Genomic DNA, 22,516 nt, shown 5'->3' on the forward strand with positions numbered 1-22,516 from the left:
ATACAAATATAATTTCATTTCAAATATCTCAAAAAAAATAATAAGGATGATGGAAAAATTCCATCATCCTTATTATTTAAATATATTTATTAGTTCACACGATGAACAATCTTCTTGTTACTAGATAGATATCTACCATTACCTAGATAAAATCTAGTAATATGACCAGACTTTTGTAATTCCTTTATGTGAATAATATTTCCAGTATGCAAATACTTAACCTCACTCTTATGACTGAAGTGTTTGCTATTATAAATATAGGTTCCATGGTCACGAATTACACGTACCTTTTGATCATGTTTCTTTTCACTACGTCTATAATATAAATCAGCAATTGATGAGTGATCAGCACTAATCCAACCACCCTTAACTCTAAAGATTAGATGTCCGTTTGGAGTAAATCCATATCCATGAACTCTAAATGTATGACGATTACGAAGTGATAATTTTTTGTACTCAGCATTTCTAGTCTTACGAGTTAAAGTAGGTTTACTATGACGATAAATTTTCTTCAAATTATATACATAACGAGGAATATTAATCTTCAATGATCTAATATAAGCTCTCATATAAGCACGCTTGTATGCTTTTGAAAACCCTCTCATCTTAGCAGGTGAACTAAGTTCTGTACCACGTTTATATCCAGCATGAGCAGCATGACGTAATTCAATGGCCCTTAGATGAGCATTCTTCTCAGCCTTCAATGAGTTTCGTTTGATATGCTTATTAGCTTTATGAGCTTTCATATAACTATTATGTCCATCATTATAGGCCTGCTTATAAGCATTTTTATAATCATTGTTCATATTATTATCATTGTATGGTTTATCATTACTGCCACTTTCATATGCATCATAACCATTATTATATGAATAACTACCATTCGTAGCACGTGGTTGATTGTGGCTAGCATCAGATTCACCCTTTTGATAGTCCTTAGCAGCTTGATAACCCTTATTATAATTATCATTATCAGGATCGTTATTAGGTTGATTATTCATTCCATCATTAAATCCTTTTTGGGCATCATTATATCCATTATTATATGATGTGGAATTATTAGATCCACCAGATCCACCATTAATAAAGGTATTACCACCTTGGTTGTTATCTTGTTGATTGGAAGCTTGGTTTGCTGCATTAGTGTAATCATTATATCCAGCATTATTAGCAGCAGCATTTGCCTTAGCAGCAGCGCTATTATTATCACCATTTTTCCCAGCATTATATGCATCTTGAGCTTTCTTATATGCATTGGATGCATCTGAGTTGCCTGCATATTTATGGGCTGAATTGCTATTACCATTTTTAGCATCATTAATCCCATCATGTGTTGCTGCACCAGCTTCATTGGCATCTGGGCTATCAGTAGCATTTGAACTAGTAGTATCACCATTTAAGCCTGAATTATATGCCTTTTGAGCTTTCTTATATGCATTAGATGCAGTTGAATTGCCTGCATATTTGTTAGCTGAATCATTATTACCTTTTTCAGCATCATTGATTCCATCATGTGTAGCTTGACCAGTTTCATTAGCTTCTGCATTACCCTTAGCAGCTGGGCTTGTAGTATCACCATTTTCTCCGGCATTATATGCATCATGAGCTTTCTTGTATGCATTGGATGCATTCGTATCACCAGAATACTTATGAGCTGAATTACTGTTGTTATGAATGGCATCATTAATTCCATCTTTTGCAGCTTGACCGGCTTTGTTAGATTCTGGATTAGCTTTGGCAGCATCGCTGTCTGTATTGCCATTGAATCCATCATTATATGATTGTTTAGCTTTATTATATGCATCTTGGGCAGCAGGATTATTATTATAATCACTTGCATGGTTTTGACCAGTTTGAGCATCATTCATACCTTGTTTAGCAGCTTGCCCACCTTGATAAGCTATGTCATGATTGGTATCTTCACCATGAGTAGCTGATCCTTTATTGCCATCTTGAGCATTATCATATGCATTATGATAATCAGGACTGTATTTCGAACTAGCAGGATTATATTTGTCATTATTTTGATGACCAGAAATCGCATCATCAATACCTTGTTTGGTATTAATTCCAGCATTATTAGCAGTTGGATTTAATTTAGCATTATCTTGATCATTCTTAGTAGAATTACCATCTAGTCCAGCTTGATATGCTGATTGAGCATTATTGTAAGCACTCTTATCGAAATCATTATCGGTTGGGGCTTGATGTTTACCATTTGTGGCATCTTGAATACCTTGTTTAGCAGCTTGACCAGATTTATAAGCAATACTACTATGATCAATTTTATCTGGTCCATCATTGCCACTTAGTCCAGCATTATAATCATTTTTAGCACGATTATAAACACTAGCCTTATCAGGTTGTCCTGGATAAACAGTTTCTCCGTTGGCTTTATTATCACCATTGTTAGAATCATCGATAGCTTTTTTAGTTGCTTTACCAATATCATAAGCTGATTGTTGGGACTTATCATTTTCGTTTTCGCTAGAACTATTCATGCCATCTTTAGTTGCTGTATAAGCTTTTGAACTGTTACCACCCGGATCTTTTTGACCTTCCAAAGCTGCATGGATTCCTTTACCATCAGATTGACCAGTTTGATATGCTGCACCCTTATTGGAAGGCAATCCATTATAATCATTAGATCCATTAGCATAATCATTTTGAGCTTTACTATATGCATTTTGTTGAACTGGATTAATATATGGATTATTAGATGTCTTACCAGCTTGGGCATCAATTATACCTTGTTTAGCAGCTTGGCCTGCTTGATATGCTGAAGGCTTCCCATCGCTAGGACTATTAGTAGGTGCATCATAACCATTTTGATAATCTGTCTTTGCTTGATCATATGCTTGTTTTTGTGAAGGACTGTATTTATTAACATTCTTATCAGGATTATTAGTATCTTCTGCTGTAGATTGATTACCATTAGAAGCATCATTAATAGCATCATTAGTGGCATCATTAGTGGCATTGGCATTAACACCTTGTTGATAGCCTTTACTATTATTGTTTACATTGTTACCTGTACTATCACTAGTATTACCAGCAATTCCATCACTGTAATCTTGTTTTGCTTGATCGTATGCCTGTTTTTGTGAAGAATTGTATTTAGCAACATCCTTATTAGGATTATTGCTATCTTCTGCTGTAGATGAATTTCCATTCTTATCATCGTTGATCCCAGTATTATATGCTTGTCCTGCTTGATATGCTACATTATTAGTGCTTTCTCCATGTGTAGTTTTACCATTTAATCCATCATTAGCATTTTGGTATGCATTTACATAATTACTATCTTGATTAGTAGCGCGATTACCACTAATTGCATCAGTGATTCCTGCGTGTGCATTTTTACCAGCCTCATTAGCAGTTGGATTCAATTGTGCACTATTTTGATCATCCTTAGTAGCATTGCCATTTAATCCTGCTTGATATGCTTTTTTAGCATTATCATAAGCTGATTTTTGTAATGATGGATCAACATATGTTGTATTACCACCATTGGTAGCATCAGTAATAGCTTGGTTGGCAGCTTGGCCTGCCTGATAAGCAGTACTATAAGTAGGATTTTCATCGTTATTGGGAGTACCTTTTAAGCCGTCTTGATAATCACTTTGTGCTTGTTTATAAGCAGATTGTTGTTCTCCACTGTAGTTCTTACTATTATCAACATTAGATGTTGCATCCTTGATAGCATTATATGCAGTTTGTCCAGCCTTAGTAGCCATATCGTCACTAGTTTGTTTGGGATTATTAAATCCACCCATATAATTAGACCCTGCATCATTATATGCTTCTCCATTATTGGCAGGGGCATTATGATTACCATTAATAGCATCTTTAATGGCTTGCTTAACAACTGTATCTTTTTGCCCATCTTGATAAGCTTGATTTTGAGTTGTATCTGGTGTTTGTGTAGCATCTGAACTGCTGTTCTTAGTACCATCTTGATAAGCCTGCATAGCATCTGAATATGCCTGCTTTTGTGCATTATTCCAGATAGTGCCAGGATGATAATCATTGTTATAAGCACTATCAGGATTATTTTGAGCATCTGAAATTTGAGTCATGCCATTTTGAACATCTTTAACAGCTGCTTTAGCAGCACGACCTTGGTTATATGCGTCTCCTTGGTTATTAGCTTGAGCTGTAGATACATAACCATCATTATCTTGATATCCAGCATTATATGATGCATAGGCATTATCATATGCTGCTTTTTGTTGATTAGCTGGTTTAGTTGGATCAGTTGGATCAGTAGAATCACCATTATATGAATTTTTAGGTTTAATCAATTTATTACTTGCGGCAGCATTAATTCCATCTTGAGTAGCTTGATTAATTTTTTCAGCATTAGCAGCAATTTGAATAGAAGCTTGTTTGTCAGTTTTTCCATCTATATATGAACGATAAGCATTATCATATTCACGTTTTTGTGGATTTGTCCAAGGTAGCGCTTGATTATTTAGAGAATATGAACTATTAGGATCATTCTTAGGTAATTTGGATCCTGATTCAGGATCATCACTATATTTACCTGTTGCTGCATCTTCTACCGCGGCTTGAGTAGCACGACCCAAATTATATGAAATCCCCTTATCATTTGTAATAGAACTTACATCTGACTGTTGATTATATCCGGCTTGATATGAAGCTTTAGATGAGTTATATGCGGACCTATCTGGATCGTTTCGATAATCATCTGCATGAGCATCATTACCATTACGAGCATCAATAATTCCATCCCTAGTAGCCTGAAATGTTTGACCAGCTTGGTATGCTAATCCTTGTTCGTTATTAATATTTTCTGACGTTTCTGGAGCAGCAGGATTGTCGCTATTACTGTTATCATTACCGTTCTTATACGCAGTATATGCCTCATTATATAATTTTTGGGCAACTGGATCAGTAGGTAAATTATCTTTATATGAACTTGTTTGATCATTATGACCTTTACCATTTACTAAATCTTCATAGGCAGCTTGAACACCTAATTGAGCATCAGAACCTGCATTATAAACTTTACGTTCCGCTTGATCGACAGTCCCTGACTTTGGTATCTGACCATTGAATCCATCTTTAGTTGCTTGGTATGCATTCTTATAATTATCATTATTAGAATACTTGCTATCTTCTGGTATGCCAGCAAGAGCATCTTGCATTCCTTGTTTAGTATCCAAACCAGCTTGATTAGCAAAATTATCTGACTTAGCTTCTTCAGAGTCTTTTTTACCATCTAGCCCTGCATTAAATGCTTTCTTAGCATTATCATAAGCAGTTCTTTGTAATGAAGGATTTGCATATTTAGATTCACTATCATTACCAGAAGCACCATCTTGAATACCTTGTTTTGCTGCTTGACCAGATTGATAATCCATATCACTCTTATTTACATTAGCATCTACTTCGCTCTTACCTTCACCAGCATTGAAGTCTTGCTTAGTTTGATCATAAATAGATTTTTGCAAATTATTATGGCTATAATCAGTAGTTCCATTATTTTGTGCATCAGTAATTCCATGATAAACAGCATTTCCAGTATCATTAGCATACTTTTGCAAAGCATTATCTTGACCAACAGATGTATTATTTATTCCTTTATTAGATGCTTCATAAGCAATCTTATATGCAGAACTACCTTGTGTATTTTCTGGTTGATTATTTAATGAATCGATAATTCCCTTTTCAGCATCAACACCATTTTGATATCCAGCATAATTAGAACCATTATTATCTTGTGGCATATGAGAATAAGTAGGATTATTTTTAGATGCATCTTGAATACCTTGAGCTACTTCGGCTCCATAATTATAAGCTGGATTATATTGTTCATTTACAGTTTCATCATTAATGTTACTAATCTGACTATTAAATCCTTGATTAAAAGCATCGTGACCCATTTTTTCAGCAGTATTACCATCATTTACATAAGTTCCATTTACAGTGTTTTGTGCTCCTTTAGCTGCACTAACACCATTTTGATATGCCTTATTTGAAGATGAACCAATAGCAGTGCCATTTACTTGGTTTACAAAACCCTTATGATAATCATTAATGACTTGATTATAACTATTTTGATATGAAGATGATTGAGCACTATTCTTTGAAGGATCATATGTTCCACTATTTATATCTTTATAACCATTATTATAACCATTATATGATTCATCATAATTGTCTTTATAGTTTTTAGCTAATTTATCACTTGCTTTATAATATTTTTCATAAGTCTTATTATTAGGTGAAGTATCTTCATTAGTTAATCCTTTAGAAGCTTGATTCATTCCATCACGAGATCCATCGTTAATTGCATCTTCAGGCGTTAGAGGATTAGGGATAGCAGGATTCAAAGCATCACTAGAATCAGGTTTATCAGGATAATTTATTGTACTTGAAGTTCCGTTATTTGAACCGTTTTGAATACCATCTTTGCTTAATCTTTGTGCTCTAATTCCATTAAAATAATCAGTTGTAACTGTAACTGATTGCTTAGGAGTTTGAGATACATCGTAAGTGAAATTGATAATATCACCGTTTTTAGCTGAATTAGGAATATTAATTAAATAACCATTTGAATCAGCTTTATTATCTTTAACATACTTCATAAGGGTTTGATGACCCTTACTATTTAAAATAATATTATCTGGAGTAGCAGTAACATTATTACCATCATCGACTTGAACGTTAATAGCAATTTGTCCATTATCACCTAAACCAGCCTCATGAGGTAAATTTTTCAAAATAATTGAACCGGTTAACTTATTAGTACCATCTGTTTGATCTTTATCATCAATATTACCATTAAAGTCAGCAAGTGGATTAGCATTAAATGATAAATATTTAGCACCATAAGCACTATCATTTGAAGTATGAGACTTACCATCTAATGTGACATAACTGATTTTACCCTTTCCAGAAGGAACAATAACTTCTTTATATGGTATTAATTCAGGATCATTAGGAGTATTGTCAGTAGTTCCATTTTTGTATCCTAATGCGTACTTAGTTGAGTAGGCTGTAATTGGATGGGTAAATAGATTACCATTACCTGAATGGCCATTCAAATTATCAATTTGTAATTGAACTTTTTCACCAGGATTATCAACATGAAAATCTTTTGCGTTATCAATCAAGTAAAAGTTATTTTTACCAGTACCATCAGTACGAAGTGCTAAATTACCTTCATCAGTAATTGTCAATTTACCATCAATTTTAACCAGATTATTATTGGCACGTTGTGAATCATTTAAGCTAGTACCATAAATTCTAAACCAACCATTATGATCTACTAAAACTGAACCATTAATGTAATTAGCATAATCATATCTTGTGGTCAATGGACCGTTATCATTAACATCTAATTCACCACCATCAACTGTAACATTACCAGCAGCTAGATAAATACCTTCAGCTAAGCCTATACTTTTGTTATTAGTTGTAGGATCAACAACAACTGAGGCACCACGAGTGATATTAACGTTAGCATTATTTGCTTCTAAATATAGACCAATGGCGGCATTTCCAAACCAATCTGGATCATTTTCAGGATGAACATTAGCATTACTCATTGGAGCTAATTTCATATGAGCACCATTTTCTAGGTTTAAACTACCACCCCAAAGTTCAACGGCGTTTCCACCAGTAGTACTACCATAGTAATTACCACCAGAATGAATTGTCATACGACCAATTTCCATGTTTTGTTGGTTATCACCAAATATTTTGCTACTGCCATTATAACCAATTCCGTTATTTCCTTCAGTAGGAATATTATTACCGGCCCATGGACTATTATAATTCCCCACTGAAAATACATTTAGATTACCATCAATATTTACCTGAGCACTTTTGGCATTAACAAACTCTGCTCCTACATAAGTAACATTACTATAGTTAAGAGTTCCAGTACCTTCTAGCTTCATTGAACCCCAATAGTCACTACCGTAAATTGTATGAAAATTCTTAACGGTCATTTGAGTTGCTTGGTCAGCACTTAAACTAGATTTTTGAACAGGTTCTAAGGAATAAGTTAATCCGCCAAAATCAGTAACATGATTTTGACCATTAAAAGTCAAATTAGCAGCATTTTGATTTTCTGGATATATATATACATATTGTTCTAAACCATTAGCGCTACTTAATTGAGTATCTTGATAATTAATATCATTTAAGAAGTTAATGTTTTTAATATCACCATAATAATAAAGTGATTTTCTATTTAAATCATTTTGATTACTTGATGAAATTTGATTATGTGTATCAATAGCATTATTAATTTGCAATGGATTAGATACAAATGCTGTCTTATCATTATTTATTTTATTAACAACATCATCAAATCCATATTGATATTGTAGTGATGGACCATCAACACTACAAGTAGGGGTAAATTTACCACCGCTAACATTATAGCTAAACGTGTTATCAGACTTAAATTGTTGTGATATAGCATCTTGAGCTCCACGATATGCTTGTAAATATGAATTTTTTGAAGTTGCATCTAAGTTTGTAATTGCATCGTTTCTATTGTTACCACTCCAACGACCATTTTCAGCATCGTAAGTTCCTTGATACTTTAAGAAATCGGTAATTCCTTGATTATATGCATCATGAATAGCAGAATTTTCTAAGTCTACTTTTGTTAAATTATTATAATCAAAAGTAATTTTTTGATTATAATTATTAACTGAATATTGTTTTTGACCCTTAGTTACTAAGGTATCATTTCCAGTATGTGCTTGATTATTAGTACTTGGGTCTTCAGGAATAACTGCTTGATGTTGCTGATCTGTATTAGTACTATAAGCTCCATTATTTAAATTAGAGTCTACACTAGCAGGATTATTATAGTCAGTATTTTTACCATCAGATGGTTGATAATCATTATCAGAATAGTTCTTGGTTGGTTGTGTCCCTTTCCCTTGATTTAAGTCATTATATTTATTCCAGGCATCAACAGTTCCTTGATATCCTGCCTTATAATAATCAGTACCAGATTGGACGCCATTAATATTACTTTGCTGATCATTAGTATGAATATTATTCCATGCATCAACTGAACCATTATGAGCTTGATTTTGTTCTTCTGTGCTCATCTGTTGTTTTTGCAATGCATCTTGAACCATTCGACTGGTTTGGTTAACCATCTTTTGGTATGGTTGAGAATCAGCGTTTGATTTAATATCATCACTGGATTTTGATAACGTGTCTTTACTTTTATCGGATGATGTCCCAGTCCCATTACCATTTGTTTTTGAACTTAATTGTCCATTATGTAATGTATTGTTGTTTTGATTGTTGTTTTGCTCTTCGCCATTATCATGTTGAATGGTTCTATTTATTGTCGGATCTTTTTTAGATAATCCTACATTGTGATCAGAATGATTATTTGTATTTGAATCATCATTAGATACAACAGTATTATGATCATTTGATTTGTTTGCAACTGTGTGGTTATTTACTTTTCCATTATTAGAGCTTTCTGAAGGATTGTTATCATCGTTAGCAGAGACCGAATTAACATTTAAAGTCCCTGTAACAGCAAATCCACCTAAAATTGATAGTGTTGCAGCAGATAATACTACCCAATTTTTTTTAACTTTTTTCATCAACTTTTTATCATTTACTTTTTTAAATTGTTTTTTATTGTATTGCATAAATATAACATCTCCAAATTATAAATAATAAACCAGTATTAGAAATATTAAATAAATATTCGAAATATCAATCTACAATTCAAAAATAGCACTACTATATATATAAGTAAAAAAATCAGCTCATTATTGTTAAATCAACAATTATAGAACAATAATGTAAACAAAAAAATAAATTAGTCAAGGAATTTGAATAAAAAAATGAGTGAAAATAAAGAAGTTATTACTGTCTTTATTTTCACTCATTTTTTTATAATAGCTATCCAACTTTTTGAACAATTGTCTTATTACTTGTTATATATTGACCATGACCAAGATAGAATCTAGTTAAGCCATGATATTTAACAACTTTGTCAACCTTGAAGATTTCACCATGGTAAACCTTGTGAGATGAATTATCTTTGGTAAACTTCATACCTTTATAAGTCAAAGTTCCCTTTGGTTTAATTACTTTAAAGTAATTAAAGTTGTGACGATAGTAAGCATTCACGATACTATCATTAGCGGCTACGATTCCAGTACCACGTTTATCAGCAATCATTCCACCACCAACGACACGATATCTTGGAATGCCATTCTTGTAATAAGCAATTCCGGTTACTCTCAATAGTTTAGCTTGATTTCTTGGTTTCTTAACATAACGAACGACACGATTCCTATTAGTAAATCTTAATTGCTTGTGCACAAAGATAGTACGAATATTATAAACGTATTTTGGCATGTTACGTTTCATCGTACGTTTGTATGCCTTAATGTAAGATTCAACGTATTGAGCTGAATGCGTCATTGATAATCTAGCTGGAATAGCATGAACCTTCTTAGCCATTGCAATTCCTTGCTTAGTTCCTAGATTATGTTGATGACGTATTTCAGCTTTCAAACCTTGCTTAAATGTGTAGACATAAGCTGGTGATTTACCAACTAAATCATGCTTGCTCAAACGTTTATTGGCTTTCAAAGTACGTTTTGCTGCACGAACACCGTTCTTATAACCATTGTATCCAAACATGTAGAATGAATCTTTGGCATTCTTAATATGTTGCTTACCTTTTCTACCATATTCAGCAGCACGCATTCCTCTTAATGCTTCTTTACCTAAGTTATATCCATTTTCATAAGGTCTAGTTGAACCAAATTTCATCTTGTGACCATTAATAGCATCAAGAATTCCCTTATTGGTATTTTGATCAACATTAGAAGAATCCTTAGCTGCTTTATTGCTATTACGATTTGGTTTAGTCTTTTGGTTGACCTTAGCTTGAGGTGTTGGAGCAACTGGAATATCATATTGCCCTTGTTGATATGCATGTTTGTAAGCAATATCATAAATGAAACCTTGATTGGACTTATTATTGCCACCATTATAACCATTATTATATCCATTATAAGTAGCATTATAAATATCATTATATAACTGTGGATTCATGCCACTTGGCACAACAACATTCATTGGTTTACCATTTTGGGAATCGTTCATGGCAGCTTGAGCAGCTTGCTTTGCGGTATTGTAACCAGACATATAATTGCTATCAGTACTTGTAGGCTGCTTTCCACTAGCATAATCTTTCAATCCTACAATTGATTGTTGAGCTTTATCATAACCAACTTTTTGTGCAGAATTTAAGTTACTTGGATCAACTGAATTAGGATCTTTCAACATTTGATTATAAATAGATTGAGCGGCTTGATAACCATTATTATGAGCAATTGCAGCTGCTCCTGGATTATTGATTTGATCATTAGATTGATCATTGTTAAATTGAGCAGCACCATTATCATAAGCCTTTTGTGCATCAGCTTGAGCTTGCTTGTAAGCATCTTGATAGGCCCTTGGCATATGACTGATATCACGAGATGATTGACCGGCATCTTTATATGCATCAACGGTTCCATTGTATGCTTGATCTAACTTATTGTCTCCGGTGTGTTTATCACCTTGAGTAGCATCATTTATGGCATCACGACTACCATCATTTACCGCATTTTTAGCATTATTAAATTCATTATTATAATATGGATTATTTTGTTGTGCAGTATGATCACCCTTCATGGAATCATCATGACCAGCTTGAGCTTGATCATAACCATTTTGAATAGCAGTTTTATCAGCTGCAGTTAGATTATTTAATCCATTAGTAATTTCTTCAACCGACTGACCGTTTGAATATGCATCTGCACCCCTTTGAGCAAATGATTGAGCCTCCTGCAATGCTTTGTCATAACTAGCATTATATAAGTCATTACCATTACGACTAGCATTAGCATGACCATTCTTTATATCATCAAAAGCGGCTTTTGCACCATTATAAACATTACCATCATTCAAACCTTTAGGATTATAAGTTGGTTCATTATTTTGTGCAGCTTGATAAGCTTTAACAGCATCCTGAATCCCTAAATCAGATAATTTAGAAACTGTATCAGTAGACAAATTACTGTTACCATCACCAGGTTGATTCTTAATATAATTCATTGCGGAATCATTAATTAATTGTTTAGCTTCATCCATGGCTTTCTTATAAGCAGAATTATAAACATCTGAATTAGAAGCTTTTGGACCATCATACTTACCATTTAGTGCATTATTAAATGCGTCTGAAGCACCATTATAGGTTTCGCTATAATTGCTGCCATCATTGCTTTGATTTGTAGATGCGTTTTCTTTCGCTTTATTATAAGCATCACGAGCAGCAGCAAAGCCCTGTTCTTGAGCCATTGATGCAATATCATTACCAGTTGGTGCAACGTTATTATTATTGAATGCTTGAGCACCAGCTTTAGCATTTTCAATGCCAGCCTGGTGAGCTTTATTATAAGCATCTTGATAGATTTGTGATTGAGCTTTATATTCTGTTGGCACTGTAACCTTAGTATTAATGTTACGAATACTATCAGAATAACCAGCTAAAGTAGCAGCATGGGCCGCTTGACTAATGGGATCATTATTATTTGAACCATTAGGATTATTGTTAGTATCATCAATAGCTTTTTGATATTGCTTTGCCATATTAATTCCAGCAATATAACCAGGATTAATATTATTAGGATCAACATTGTTATTTAGTTGAGCTTGATAACCTTGCTTAGCTTGGTCAAATGCTTGGTTATGAACACTGCTAATGGGATCATTATTTCCATTAGTAGTACTACTATCATCACCATGAGCAAATTCGTTTACTCCAGCTTGCACAGCTGCTTGGGCAGATTGATGAGCATCATTATATGCTTTGACATAAACTGGATCACTATTAGTTGGATTATTTATCCCTTTGCTAACATCATTAAATCCAGCAAGAGCACCTTGATAGGCTTTGTCAGTATTGGTGTTGTCATTATGTTGTCCATCATCAGTAGTACCACTTTGCTTAGCAGCTGCTTGATAACCTGTATTAGCATCATTAACACCTTGGGCATAAGCTCTTTGACCAGGTTGATTGTTATTTAACAAATCGGTAGATGCTGGTTGATTAGATGCACCTTGTTGAGCTAACTTTTGCCCATTCTTATAAGCATCATTATAGGCATCTTGATAAAATACATTGTACTTGCTAACATCTTTTGGATGTCCACTAGCACCATCTTGGTAACCATCCATCGTACCTTGATAACCATCACGTTGAGCAATATTACTATCGCTTGGCTTACTACCAGTCCCATTTTCAGCAAATCTAGTACCCATTTGACTATCTTTAGCCATTTGTGCACCAATATTGTATTCTGGATTGTCAGAGTTAGATAAATCAGAACTCATGTTCTTCTTTTGATCATTATATCCTTGTAATGCTTGATTATAACCATAGGTTTGGGCTTGCTTTAATGCATCATTACTATTGTCATAATCTTTACCATTATCACTGCCATCCTTAAATGTACCTTGGGCAAAGTCCTGAGCACCACTTTCAGCATAATTACGAGCAGCTTTTTTAGCATTATTATATGCATTTACATAAACCGGATCATTATTAGATGGTTTATCATTAGAACCTTTTTTACCAGCATCAAAACCAGCTTTAGCACCTTGATAGGCTAATCCTGCAATATTATTATTGTCATATTGAGAATCATTATTAGTTGGATCCTTTTTAGCGGCTTGATAACCTTTTTGCGCTGCATCGACACCCTTAGCATATGAATCTTTGTCTAATTCATTGTTAAGACTATTTTTATCAACAGTACCTGCAGCAGCATCGTTAGTCATTTGTTGTGCATGATCATAAGCTTTATTATAAGCATCTTGATAAGCTCTAGGTAATTTTTTAAAGTCATTATCACTAGGTCTAGGTGTTTCAGATGAAGCAGCTTTATTAGCATCAATAGTAGCTTGGTAAGCTTCTTGTTTAGCTAAGCTACCTTGATATTCTGAACCTTGGTTAGGGTTACTGTAAGCATCAGTAGTTCCAGCTTTAGCATCTTTAGCCATTTGAACTCCGGCTTGATATGATGGGTCATTGTTTGATAGGTCAACAGGATTAGCATTATATCCAGCTTGCATTTCTTTATAACCTTGATCATAAGCCTTCCCTAAAGCATTTTTACCATTGGTATTACTATTGTCTTTACCATCAGCAAAATCTTTAACTGCTTGAGCTGCTTGAGCTTGGGCTGCTTTTTGCGCTGCATTAAAAGCTTTACTATAAACTGGATCATCAGCATATTTAGGATCAATTGAATTACGACCAGCATTAGCATAGCCTGCCTTGGTTGCTTGATAAGCTCTGGATGCATTATCAGTACCACTACTGTATTTAGAATCATTACTATCAGGATTATTAGTGGCCTCATCAGTAGCGGTTTTAATAGCTTTTTGTGCTGCATCATAAGCTGCTTTTTGCGCAGGAACTAAGCGATCTTCAGTAATGGTTCCTTTATTAATAGCATCCATTTGATTAGTAGCATCTTTATATGCATTATCATATGCATCTTTATATGCTGGAGATTTATCACTGTTATTATTTTCTGGCTTACCAGCTCCATTCATCGCAGCTTGATAAGCTGCTTTAGTGGCTTGGTAAGCTGCTTTTTCAGCATTACTATCGGTTGGTGAACCTGGATAATCATTACTGTCAGTAGTATTAGATTTATCAGCTAAGCGAACACCAGCATCAACATCTTTCGCAACTTGAATTCCTTTTTGATAAGATGGATCATTGCTGCCACTAACTTGACCTGTTCTTTGATCATCATAACCAGCTTTAGCTTGTTGGTATCCATAATCATCAGCGGCCTTTTCAGCAGCTATTTGTTCATCTGGATTATTAGTATTGCTACCATCTACATAATTTTGAGCACCCTTAGCAGCAGCTGCTTTAGCAGCTTTTTGGGCATCATTAAATGCTTTACTGTAAATAGGATCATTTTGTTCGTCAGGTGACATTGTATTAGTACCACCATTTGCATATCCGGTTTTGGCAGCTTGATAAGCTCTGGATGCATTATCAGTACCATTATATTTATCATTATTATCGGTTGGATTATTAGCAGCAGCTTTTGTAGCATCCGCAATGGCTTGTTTAGCTGATTGGTAGGCTTGATTTTGAGTAGGAGTTAGTTTGCTAGTATCAACAGTGCCATCATTATTAATAGCTTGGGCAATATTTTGAGCTTTTTGTTGAGCATCACTATATGCCTTGTTATATGCATCCTGATATGATCTTGATTGTTGAGATAAATTACTTGGTTTATTGTCACCATTCATTCCAGCTTTTGTAGCATCCATGGTTGCATTATAAGCATCTTTTTGAACTTGATTGCTACCTTGATCTCGGCTATTAATATCATTAGATTTATTAGCAGTATCTTCACCTGTTTTAACATCACTAGCTAGTTGCTTACCAGCTTGATAGTACGAGTCATTAGGTACATTGGAATCACCATTATAACCATGTTCCATTTGTTGGTATCCATAACCATGTGCAACACGTTCAGCATTGGTTGCTTCATTAGAATTATCATTTGGTTGACCAGATGTAAATTGATTTACACCATTGTTTGCAGCTGTCTTAGCTTTTGCTTGAGCAGCATTAAATGCATTTTTATAAAATGGATCATTTTGTTGATCTGCTGTCATACTTCCATTTCCACCGTTGGCGTAGCCAGCTTGAGTTCCTTTATAGGTATTGTCTGCGTTAGTGTTACCACTATATTTATTCTTTTGAGAAGGATCTAATGATTCAGCAGCATTGGTTGCTTGATTCATAGCAGCTTGGGCTTTATTTTGAGCAGCTTGTTGAGCAGGATTTAAGGTAATGCCATCAGTTTTCCCACCATTTTTGGCAATTGCTTGAGCCTTTTGTTGAGCATCATTATATGCTTTATCATAAGCATCTTTATAAGCTTGAGGTTTATTATCAAATCCATATGGTTTTGCATTCCCACTCATACCAGCTTGAGTTCCATCAATAGATCCGTTATATCCAGAAATTTGAGCAGGACTACCAGAATAATTTGAATTCTTAATAGTAGAATTGTTGGCATCATTAGCACCTTTATTAACATCACTGTTCATATCAACTCCGGCTTTATATGATGGATCACTATTATATTTGTTTGAATCAACTTGACTTGGATTGGCTTTAGCAGCATTATATCCATTTTGAGCCTGTTGATATCCATATGCATCAGCCTTTTGTTCAGCATTAGTCCCTTCTGTTGGAATATTATTAGCCGATCCAGAAGTAAATTGACCAGCTCCATTACTTGCAGCAGCTTGCGCTTTTGCTTGAGCAGCAGTAAATGCATTCTTATAAAATGGATTATTTTGTTGATCTGGTGTCATACTTCCGGTTCCACCATTGTCATAACCGGCTTGAGCTCCATTATATGTGTTATCAGCATTAGTGTTACCTTTATATTTATCATTATTTATAGGGTCTGCTGACTGAGCATCTGTTGTAGCTTGATTAATAGCTTGCGCATTTTGGGCTTGAGCTGCTTGTTGTGCTGGTGTTAGTGGAATACCAGTAGTATTACCATTATTTTGAGCGATTTGTTGAGCTATCTGTTGTGATTTAAAGTAAGCTCTGTTGTATGCATCTTGATATGCTTGTGATTGACTAGATAAATTAGATGGCATAGGTTTATTATTCATTCCATCTTGATTACCATCAAAGGTTCCATTATATCCATCAATTTGAGCATTGGTAGATACTTGAGCATTATTACCAGAATAGGATAGATTCTTAGTTTTATCGTTATTGGCATCACTAGCACCTTGATTAACATCGGCATTCATTTGAATACCATTTTGATAAGATGGATTATTTTGTTGTGAAGGATCTATTTTACTATCACGAGCATTTTGATATCCATTTTTAGTTTGTTGATATCCATAATCTGAGGCGCTTTGTTGTGCTGGTGTACTTTCATTAGTATCAGTATTTGATTTATTAAGTTGTAAGTAACTGTTAGATCCATTAACAGCAGCAGCTTGAGCTTTTCCTTGAGAATCTTTAAAAAATTTTAAATAAATAGGATCACTAATGTTATCTTTCGAAATGACACCAGTTCCACCATTAGCATATCCATCTCGAGCTGCTTGATATACATCTGAAGCAATCGCATTGTTTTGATATGCTTGTCCAATAGGATTATTTTTAGTAGCATCATTTAAAGCTTTGCGACTATATTGACCTGATAAGTATGAAGCCAGTTGAGCATTATCATAAGTAGATGGAGTACCATCTGGATTATTATAACCATCTTGAGCTGCTTGATATGCATTAGCATAAAAGCCAGTTGTATAAGGATATTCATTAGAATCTGATGGAATTGTTTTATTAACATAAGTTTTAGGATTTCCTTTCCCAGATAGAAAATCATTTACAGCTTGTCTTGAAACTTGACCAAAATTATACATTCGATTGTAAATAATAGCATGAGAACCATCAAAGGGAGTATTAGTACCTATATATCTGTTATTAAATCCACTGGTTACTGTATTATAAGCATTTTGATAAACAGATAATGGATCGTTAATTTGATTATTAAATTGTCCCTTATAACCATCCATTAAGCCTTGATAAAACAAATTACCACTTGAATATGCAGTATTACTATTAGATTGATAATTATTCTTTAAGCTATCATAAAAGCCTCCCAAAAAGTTTTTGGAAAAATAAACTTCTTGGTAGTACTTATATTGATACGAACTAGTAGTATAATTTTTATAATTTGTAGTTGCATCATTAAAAACTGCTAGACTATCGTAATAATTATTGTTTCCATTATTACCAGTATTGCTAATGATGCTTTTTATATTTTGAGCAACACTTACACCATAATTATATCCTAGATTATTATAAGATTGATTATTACCACTAATAGTGTTGTTAAAACCATTCCAGGAATCTTTAGAAAATTGCTTATATGCATCCCTATAATAATTATTTTTATCACCATAATTATCTGCGTTATAAGCATAGGTACTATTATTAGTATAGTCTGTATTTCCTTGGTTATATCCATCGAATGCACTATTGTAAGCATTGATGTATTTGTTTTGAATAGTTGGGAGTGCATTTACATAATATGAATTCCATTTTTGACCATTTTGATAGTTTTTGGCATTAGAAGATTGGGCATCATAAATACCATCATTTTCTCCATCATTATATGCATTATCTAAACTATCAGAATATAAACTAACCCCTAACTTACTAAAATCATGGATTGATTTAATTCCTTTAATCGATAAAGCATTCAGCTTAGAATCATTATCTTTAGATGGAGTTACGGATAAATCTTTCTTAACAGATTTATTATCTAATTTGCTATTTTCCTTGTTAACAGGAGATGGAGTTTGCTTAGGAGCTAAATTTTCATTTTCTTTGAATCCTGTTCCACTTCCACCTTTATCATTGGAAGCTGGGCTGGATGGTTCCTTTGCTCCTTGGGTTGATGCATCTGCAGAACTTGTTCCACTTACATCTTTATCATTAGAAGCTGGACTGGATGATTTCTTTGCTTCTTGATTTGATGCATCTGCAGAACCTGTTCCACTTACACCCTTATCATTAGAAGCTGGACTGGATGATTTCTTTGCTTCTTGGGTYGATGCATCTGCAGAACTTGTTCCACTTACACCCTTATCATTAGAAGCTGGACTGGATGATTTCTTTGCTTCTTGGGTCGATGCATCTGCAGAACTTATTCCACTTACACCCTTATCATTAGAAGCTGGACTGGATGGCTCCTTTGCTCCTTGAGTTGATGCATCTGCAGAACCTGTATCATTTTTACTTTGTGATGATAAATTTAATCCTACATTGTCATTTTTGTTTGATTCATTATTTGAAAAATCATATGTAGAAGAATTCTTATCAGCATAAACATTCACATCACTTGGATTAAGTATGCTAAAAGCAGAAACACCTAAAAATGCAAATGCAGAAACTGATAGTACTACCCATTGTTTCTTAACTTTTCTCATTAGTTTTTTGTCATTAACTTTTTTAATATTATGCTTATTGTATTGCATATATAACATCTCCTATTTAAATTTAATTGATTAATTATAGATATGTTTCAACATAAATAAGATATGCATAAGAAATAGTATATTTATCAAAGGTTGCAAAAAACGATTAACATGAAATATTATTACCTAACAACTTCAATGTAACCCTCATAATTTTCGAATTCAAACAAATTGTTTTTTAATTATTTTTTAATAATTAAAAATTTATACTAATACATAACAAAAAGGACGCTTATTTTAAAATAAACGTCCTTTAAACTTATTTAAGTCCTTTAAACTTATTTAAATACTATCGTAATAGTTGTAATTGAAACAAAAATAACATATATCAAGATAAATGTAGCAGTTATTTTCCAATGATTTGTTAATGATTTATTAACTTGATTAGTCCATCTTTCAAATAAATTTTGGCCTTTGATATTGCCTACATCATCAATAACTTCAAAAGACACATTAGAAAATGAATATGCCATCCCCAATAACGATAAAACGATAATAAATTCAGCAATAGAGCCTAAAATATTCAAACGGGGCAAAGTGTAATAAAATTGCACTAAACTTTGTCCAGCACTCATTAAAAGGAATAAATTCGGAATCATCATAAATTTCTTAGATGGGATTAAAGAAAATAATAGATAAATGACTAGAAAAAACATTGCCATCACTAATTCTTTAAAATAAAGGCCAAAATTAGTAAACAAAAAATTAATCTCAATATTTTTTATTCCTGCATAATGAAAATTAATAAAGCCAAAGTAAACAGCCAGCAAAAATATAATAGCTGCAAATAGCCATCCTTTAATGGATAAATTTATTTTTTTAAACATAACGTAAAATCACCTTTCTTGGTTTAAATTTTACATTAAACATTCATTAGTTACAAAGCAATTTAATATTCTTTTTTCAACATTGACCAGGTATTTTCATCATGAAATCCATCTAACAATAACTCATGTTCACGTAAAACGCCATCTAAATGAAAATCACAATTTTTAGCAACATGATTACTGGCAATATTATCAACTGCTGCATTAATCATAATTTTATTTAATCCATACTGTTCAAAGCCAATTGATAACATCCCTAAAACACATCGATGCATAATATTATGTTCTGAATATTCTTTACCCATCCAGTAACCAATATCAGCAAGTTTTCGATTATGATTAATATTATTAAAACTAATAGTGCCCACTAACTGATTACGATATTGAATTAATAAATTTAATGAATTTTGAGCAAAATATTGTTTTAAATTATCATTTAAAAAACTCACTTCATCATTAACCAATTTAAGGGCATTCGCCCAAGGTAGCCATTTAGCTAGATACGAACGATTCACTTTTATTAAATTAAACATGGTAGGTCCATGTTTTTCTGGATTAGGTAAAATTAAACTAATCTCATTATCAATTTTATAAGGAAACATTCCAATCACCTACTTAAATTAGTAAACAATTCTTCTAACAGTATGATTAAATCTTGAACTCCAATGTGGATCTTTTAAGGATGAAATCCCCACTCCACCAGTATCAGCAGAAGGTGAATCATGCATAAACAAACCATTTCCTAAGTAAAAACCGACATGGCAAAATGCACCTTCAGATTTGTCATTGAAGAAAAAGATATCACCACGTTTCATATGCTTATAGTTTACCGGTTTACCCATGTTACGCAAACTAAAAGTAGTTGCATTAGACATTGAGCCTAAATGAATGCCTGCTTTGGAATAAATATAATGAACAAATGAAGAGCAATCAAAATGATGGGCTTTAACACTTGAAAGTGTTCTACCTTTTCCCCATGCATAAGGTGATTTCCCATAAAATTTATAACCAGCTTTAAAAGCTTTTTCGATTTTATAATTATTACCGGTTAATCCATTTAAATTAAATTTTAAATATTTACCAGCAATATAATAATTTTGACCATCATAATTGAAACGGTAGTAACCTTTTTTGGCATTAGTTTCAGCACGTCCGTTAACCGTAATCCATTTATTGAGTAATCCTAATGATTCAGTGGTTGCTATTTTACGGTAACCTTTAGTATTTTTAGGCTGATTATAAAGGTCTGCATTATGACCACTAACCTGCATTGAATAATTCATATGACCAAAGCCAGTTACCCATTGGGCAAAGGCATTTTGATCAATCCAACCCTTTCTAGTTTTTACATAAGTCACTTTAGGATTGCTTTTAGCAATTCTAGTTAGTTTAAATTTCTTTTTATAATCATGTTTAGCTGAACTAACCTTATGTTGTTGATTAGGTGCCTTATAGTAATTGTACTTAGTATGGTACAAAATTTTTTTAGCATGATAAGGCTTATTATATGTAGTATTAGATGCACTAACATTAAAGTAATTCAAGCCTACGTTGAATCCAATTACCATCAAAGATATTGATAATAACATATATAGTTTATCTTGATATTTTTTCTTCATAAAATTATTTTCGCTCTCTTTCTAAATTGGTTTGAATAGTATGAATCATTTTAGCTTGATCATACGAACCATGTTTGTCATTTAAGGTTGTTAAAATCAAATGATCATGATTAGGTAATTTACTGGTACTTACTAAGCAACATCCTGCTAAGGGAGTATAACCAGTTTTTAATCCATCCACATGTAGATATTTATGATAACTATATCCACCTTTTAACAATTCATTTTCATTTTTCATTTTTTGATGACCCATATATTCAACTCGATGTTTAGCATCATTTATAATATTAGGATATAACTTCAATAAATGATCTGCAATGGTAGTAATGGCTTTGGCACTGACACGATTATAATCATGATATTTTCCATAACGGATGCCATAACGATATAAATCATTATTCTCTAAACCAGATGATGATACAAAATGAGCTTGATGATTAATATGCCATTTTTTAGCTTGAGCATTCATCATATTAATAAAATGGTGATTGGAGCCGCCAACCCATTTACCTAAAGTAATTGCTGATGGATTAGAAGAAGCAATTAAACTAGCTCGATACAAAGTTCTCACTGTATATTTTCTTCCCGCAACTAATTTAACATTTCCTAAATCAGGACTTTTGCTCATCTTGCTAAGATTATTACTAATTCTTACACGATGGTTCCAACCATTTCGTTCATGTTTAATTTTATTAATCGTTAAATATAAGGTCATTAATTTAGTCGTTGATGCAATTGCATAACGTTTATTCGCATTTTTGGTATAAATAAATTTATTATTTTTTAAATCCATTGCCGCTACAGCTTTCGCACTATTATGCAATTTATTTTTCAAATCAGCATGAATAATATTATTGGGCATTGTTGTAAATAACATTAATCCCATGGTTATTAATATTGCCCCTTTTTTGAATATATTTTTCAATTTGTTAC

6 protein-coding genes are annotated in these 22,516 nt (G+C 33.1%); all 6 read right to left on the reverse strand.

Going from position 1 to position 22,516, the window contains the following annotated elements; translation table 11 throughout:
• Positions 1 to 89: 89 nt before the first annotated feature.
• Positions 90 to 9,665: a DUF5776 domain-containing protein gene (locus tag DY123_RS06160; RefSeq protein WP_140936454.1), complete on the reverse strand. Its 9,576-nt coding sequence runs from the start codon at positions 9,663 to 9,665 to the stop codon at positions 90 to 92.
• A 256-nt stretch (positions 9,666 to 9,921) separates the two neighbouring features.
• Complete coding sequence (locus DY123_RS06165; RefSeq protein WP_140936455.1) at positions 9,922 to 19,137, reverse strand: DUF5776 domain-containing protein; 9,216 nt, start codon at positions 19,135 to 19,137, stop codon at positions 9,922 to 9,924.
• Between the two features lie 278 nt (positions 19,138 to 19,415).
• On the reverse strand, positions 19,416 to 19,964 hold the full coding sequence (locus tag DY123_RS06170) for a hypothetical protein (protein WP_140936279.1): 549 nt from the start codon (positions 19,962 to 19,964) through the stop codon (positions 19,416 to 19,418).
• Between the two features lie 62 nt (positions 19,965 to 20,026).
• Positions 20,027 to 20,566, reverse strand: a complete 540-nt coding sequence (locus DY123_RS06175) for a GNAT family N-acetyltransferase (RefSeq protein ID WP_140936456.1) — start codon at positions 20,564 to 20,566, stop codon at positions 20,027 to 20,029.
• A gap of 18 nt (positions 20,567 to 20,584) precedes the next feature.
• Positions 20,585 to 21,583 (reverse strand): C40 family peptidase, encoded by a 999-nt coding sequence (locus DY123_RS06180; protein WP_140936457.1) that lies wholly within the window; start codon positions 21,581 to 21,583, stop codon positions 20,585 to 20,587.
• A 4-nt stretch (positions 21,584 to 21,587) separates the two neighbouring features.
• On the reverse strand, positions 21,588 to 22,508 hold the full coding sequence (locus tag DY123_RS06185; RefSeq protein WP_140936458.1) for a D-alanyl-D-alanine carboxypeptidase family protein: 921 nt from the start codon (positions 22,506 to 22,508) through the stop codon (positions 21,588 to 21,590).
• Positions 22,509 to 22,516: the final 8 nt, after the last annotated feature.

The organism is Apilactobacillus micheneri (assembly GCF_006493595.1).
Classification (GTDB): domain Bacteria; phylum Bacillota; class Bacilli; order Lactobacillales; family Lactobacillaceae; genus Apilactobacillus; species Apilactobacillus micheneri.

What these genes read in the sequence shown, in the direction of transcription:
- DY123_RS06160 (WP_140936454.1), bottom strand. Translation starts at nt 9,665, where the DNA reads ATGCAATACAATAAAAAACAATTTAAAAAAGTAAATGATAAAAAGTTG.
- DY123_RS06175 (WP_140936456.1), bottom strand. Translation starts at nt 20,566, where the DNA reads ATGTTTCCTTATAAAATTGATAATGAGATTAGTTTAATTTTACCTAAT.
- DY123_RS06170 (WP_140936279.1), bottom strand. Translation starts at nt 19,964, where the DNA reads ATGTTTAAAAAAATAAATTTATCCATTAAAGGATGGCTATTTGCAGCT.
- DY123_RS06180 (WP_140936457.1), bottom strand. Translation starts at nt 21,583, where the DNA reads ATGAAGAAAAAATATCAAGATAAACTATATATGTTATTATCAATATCT.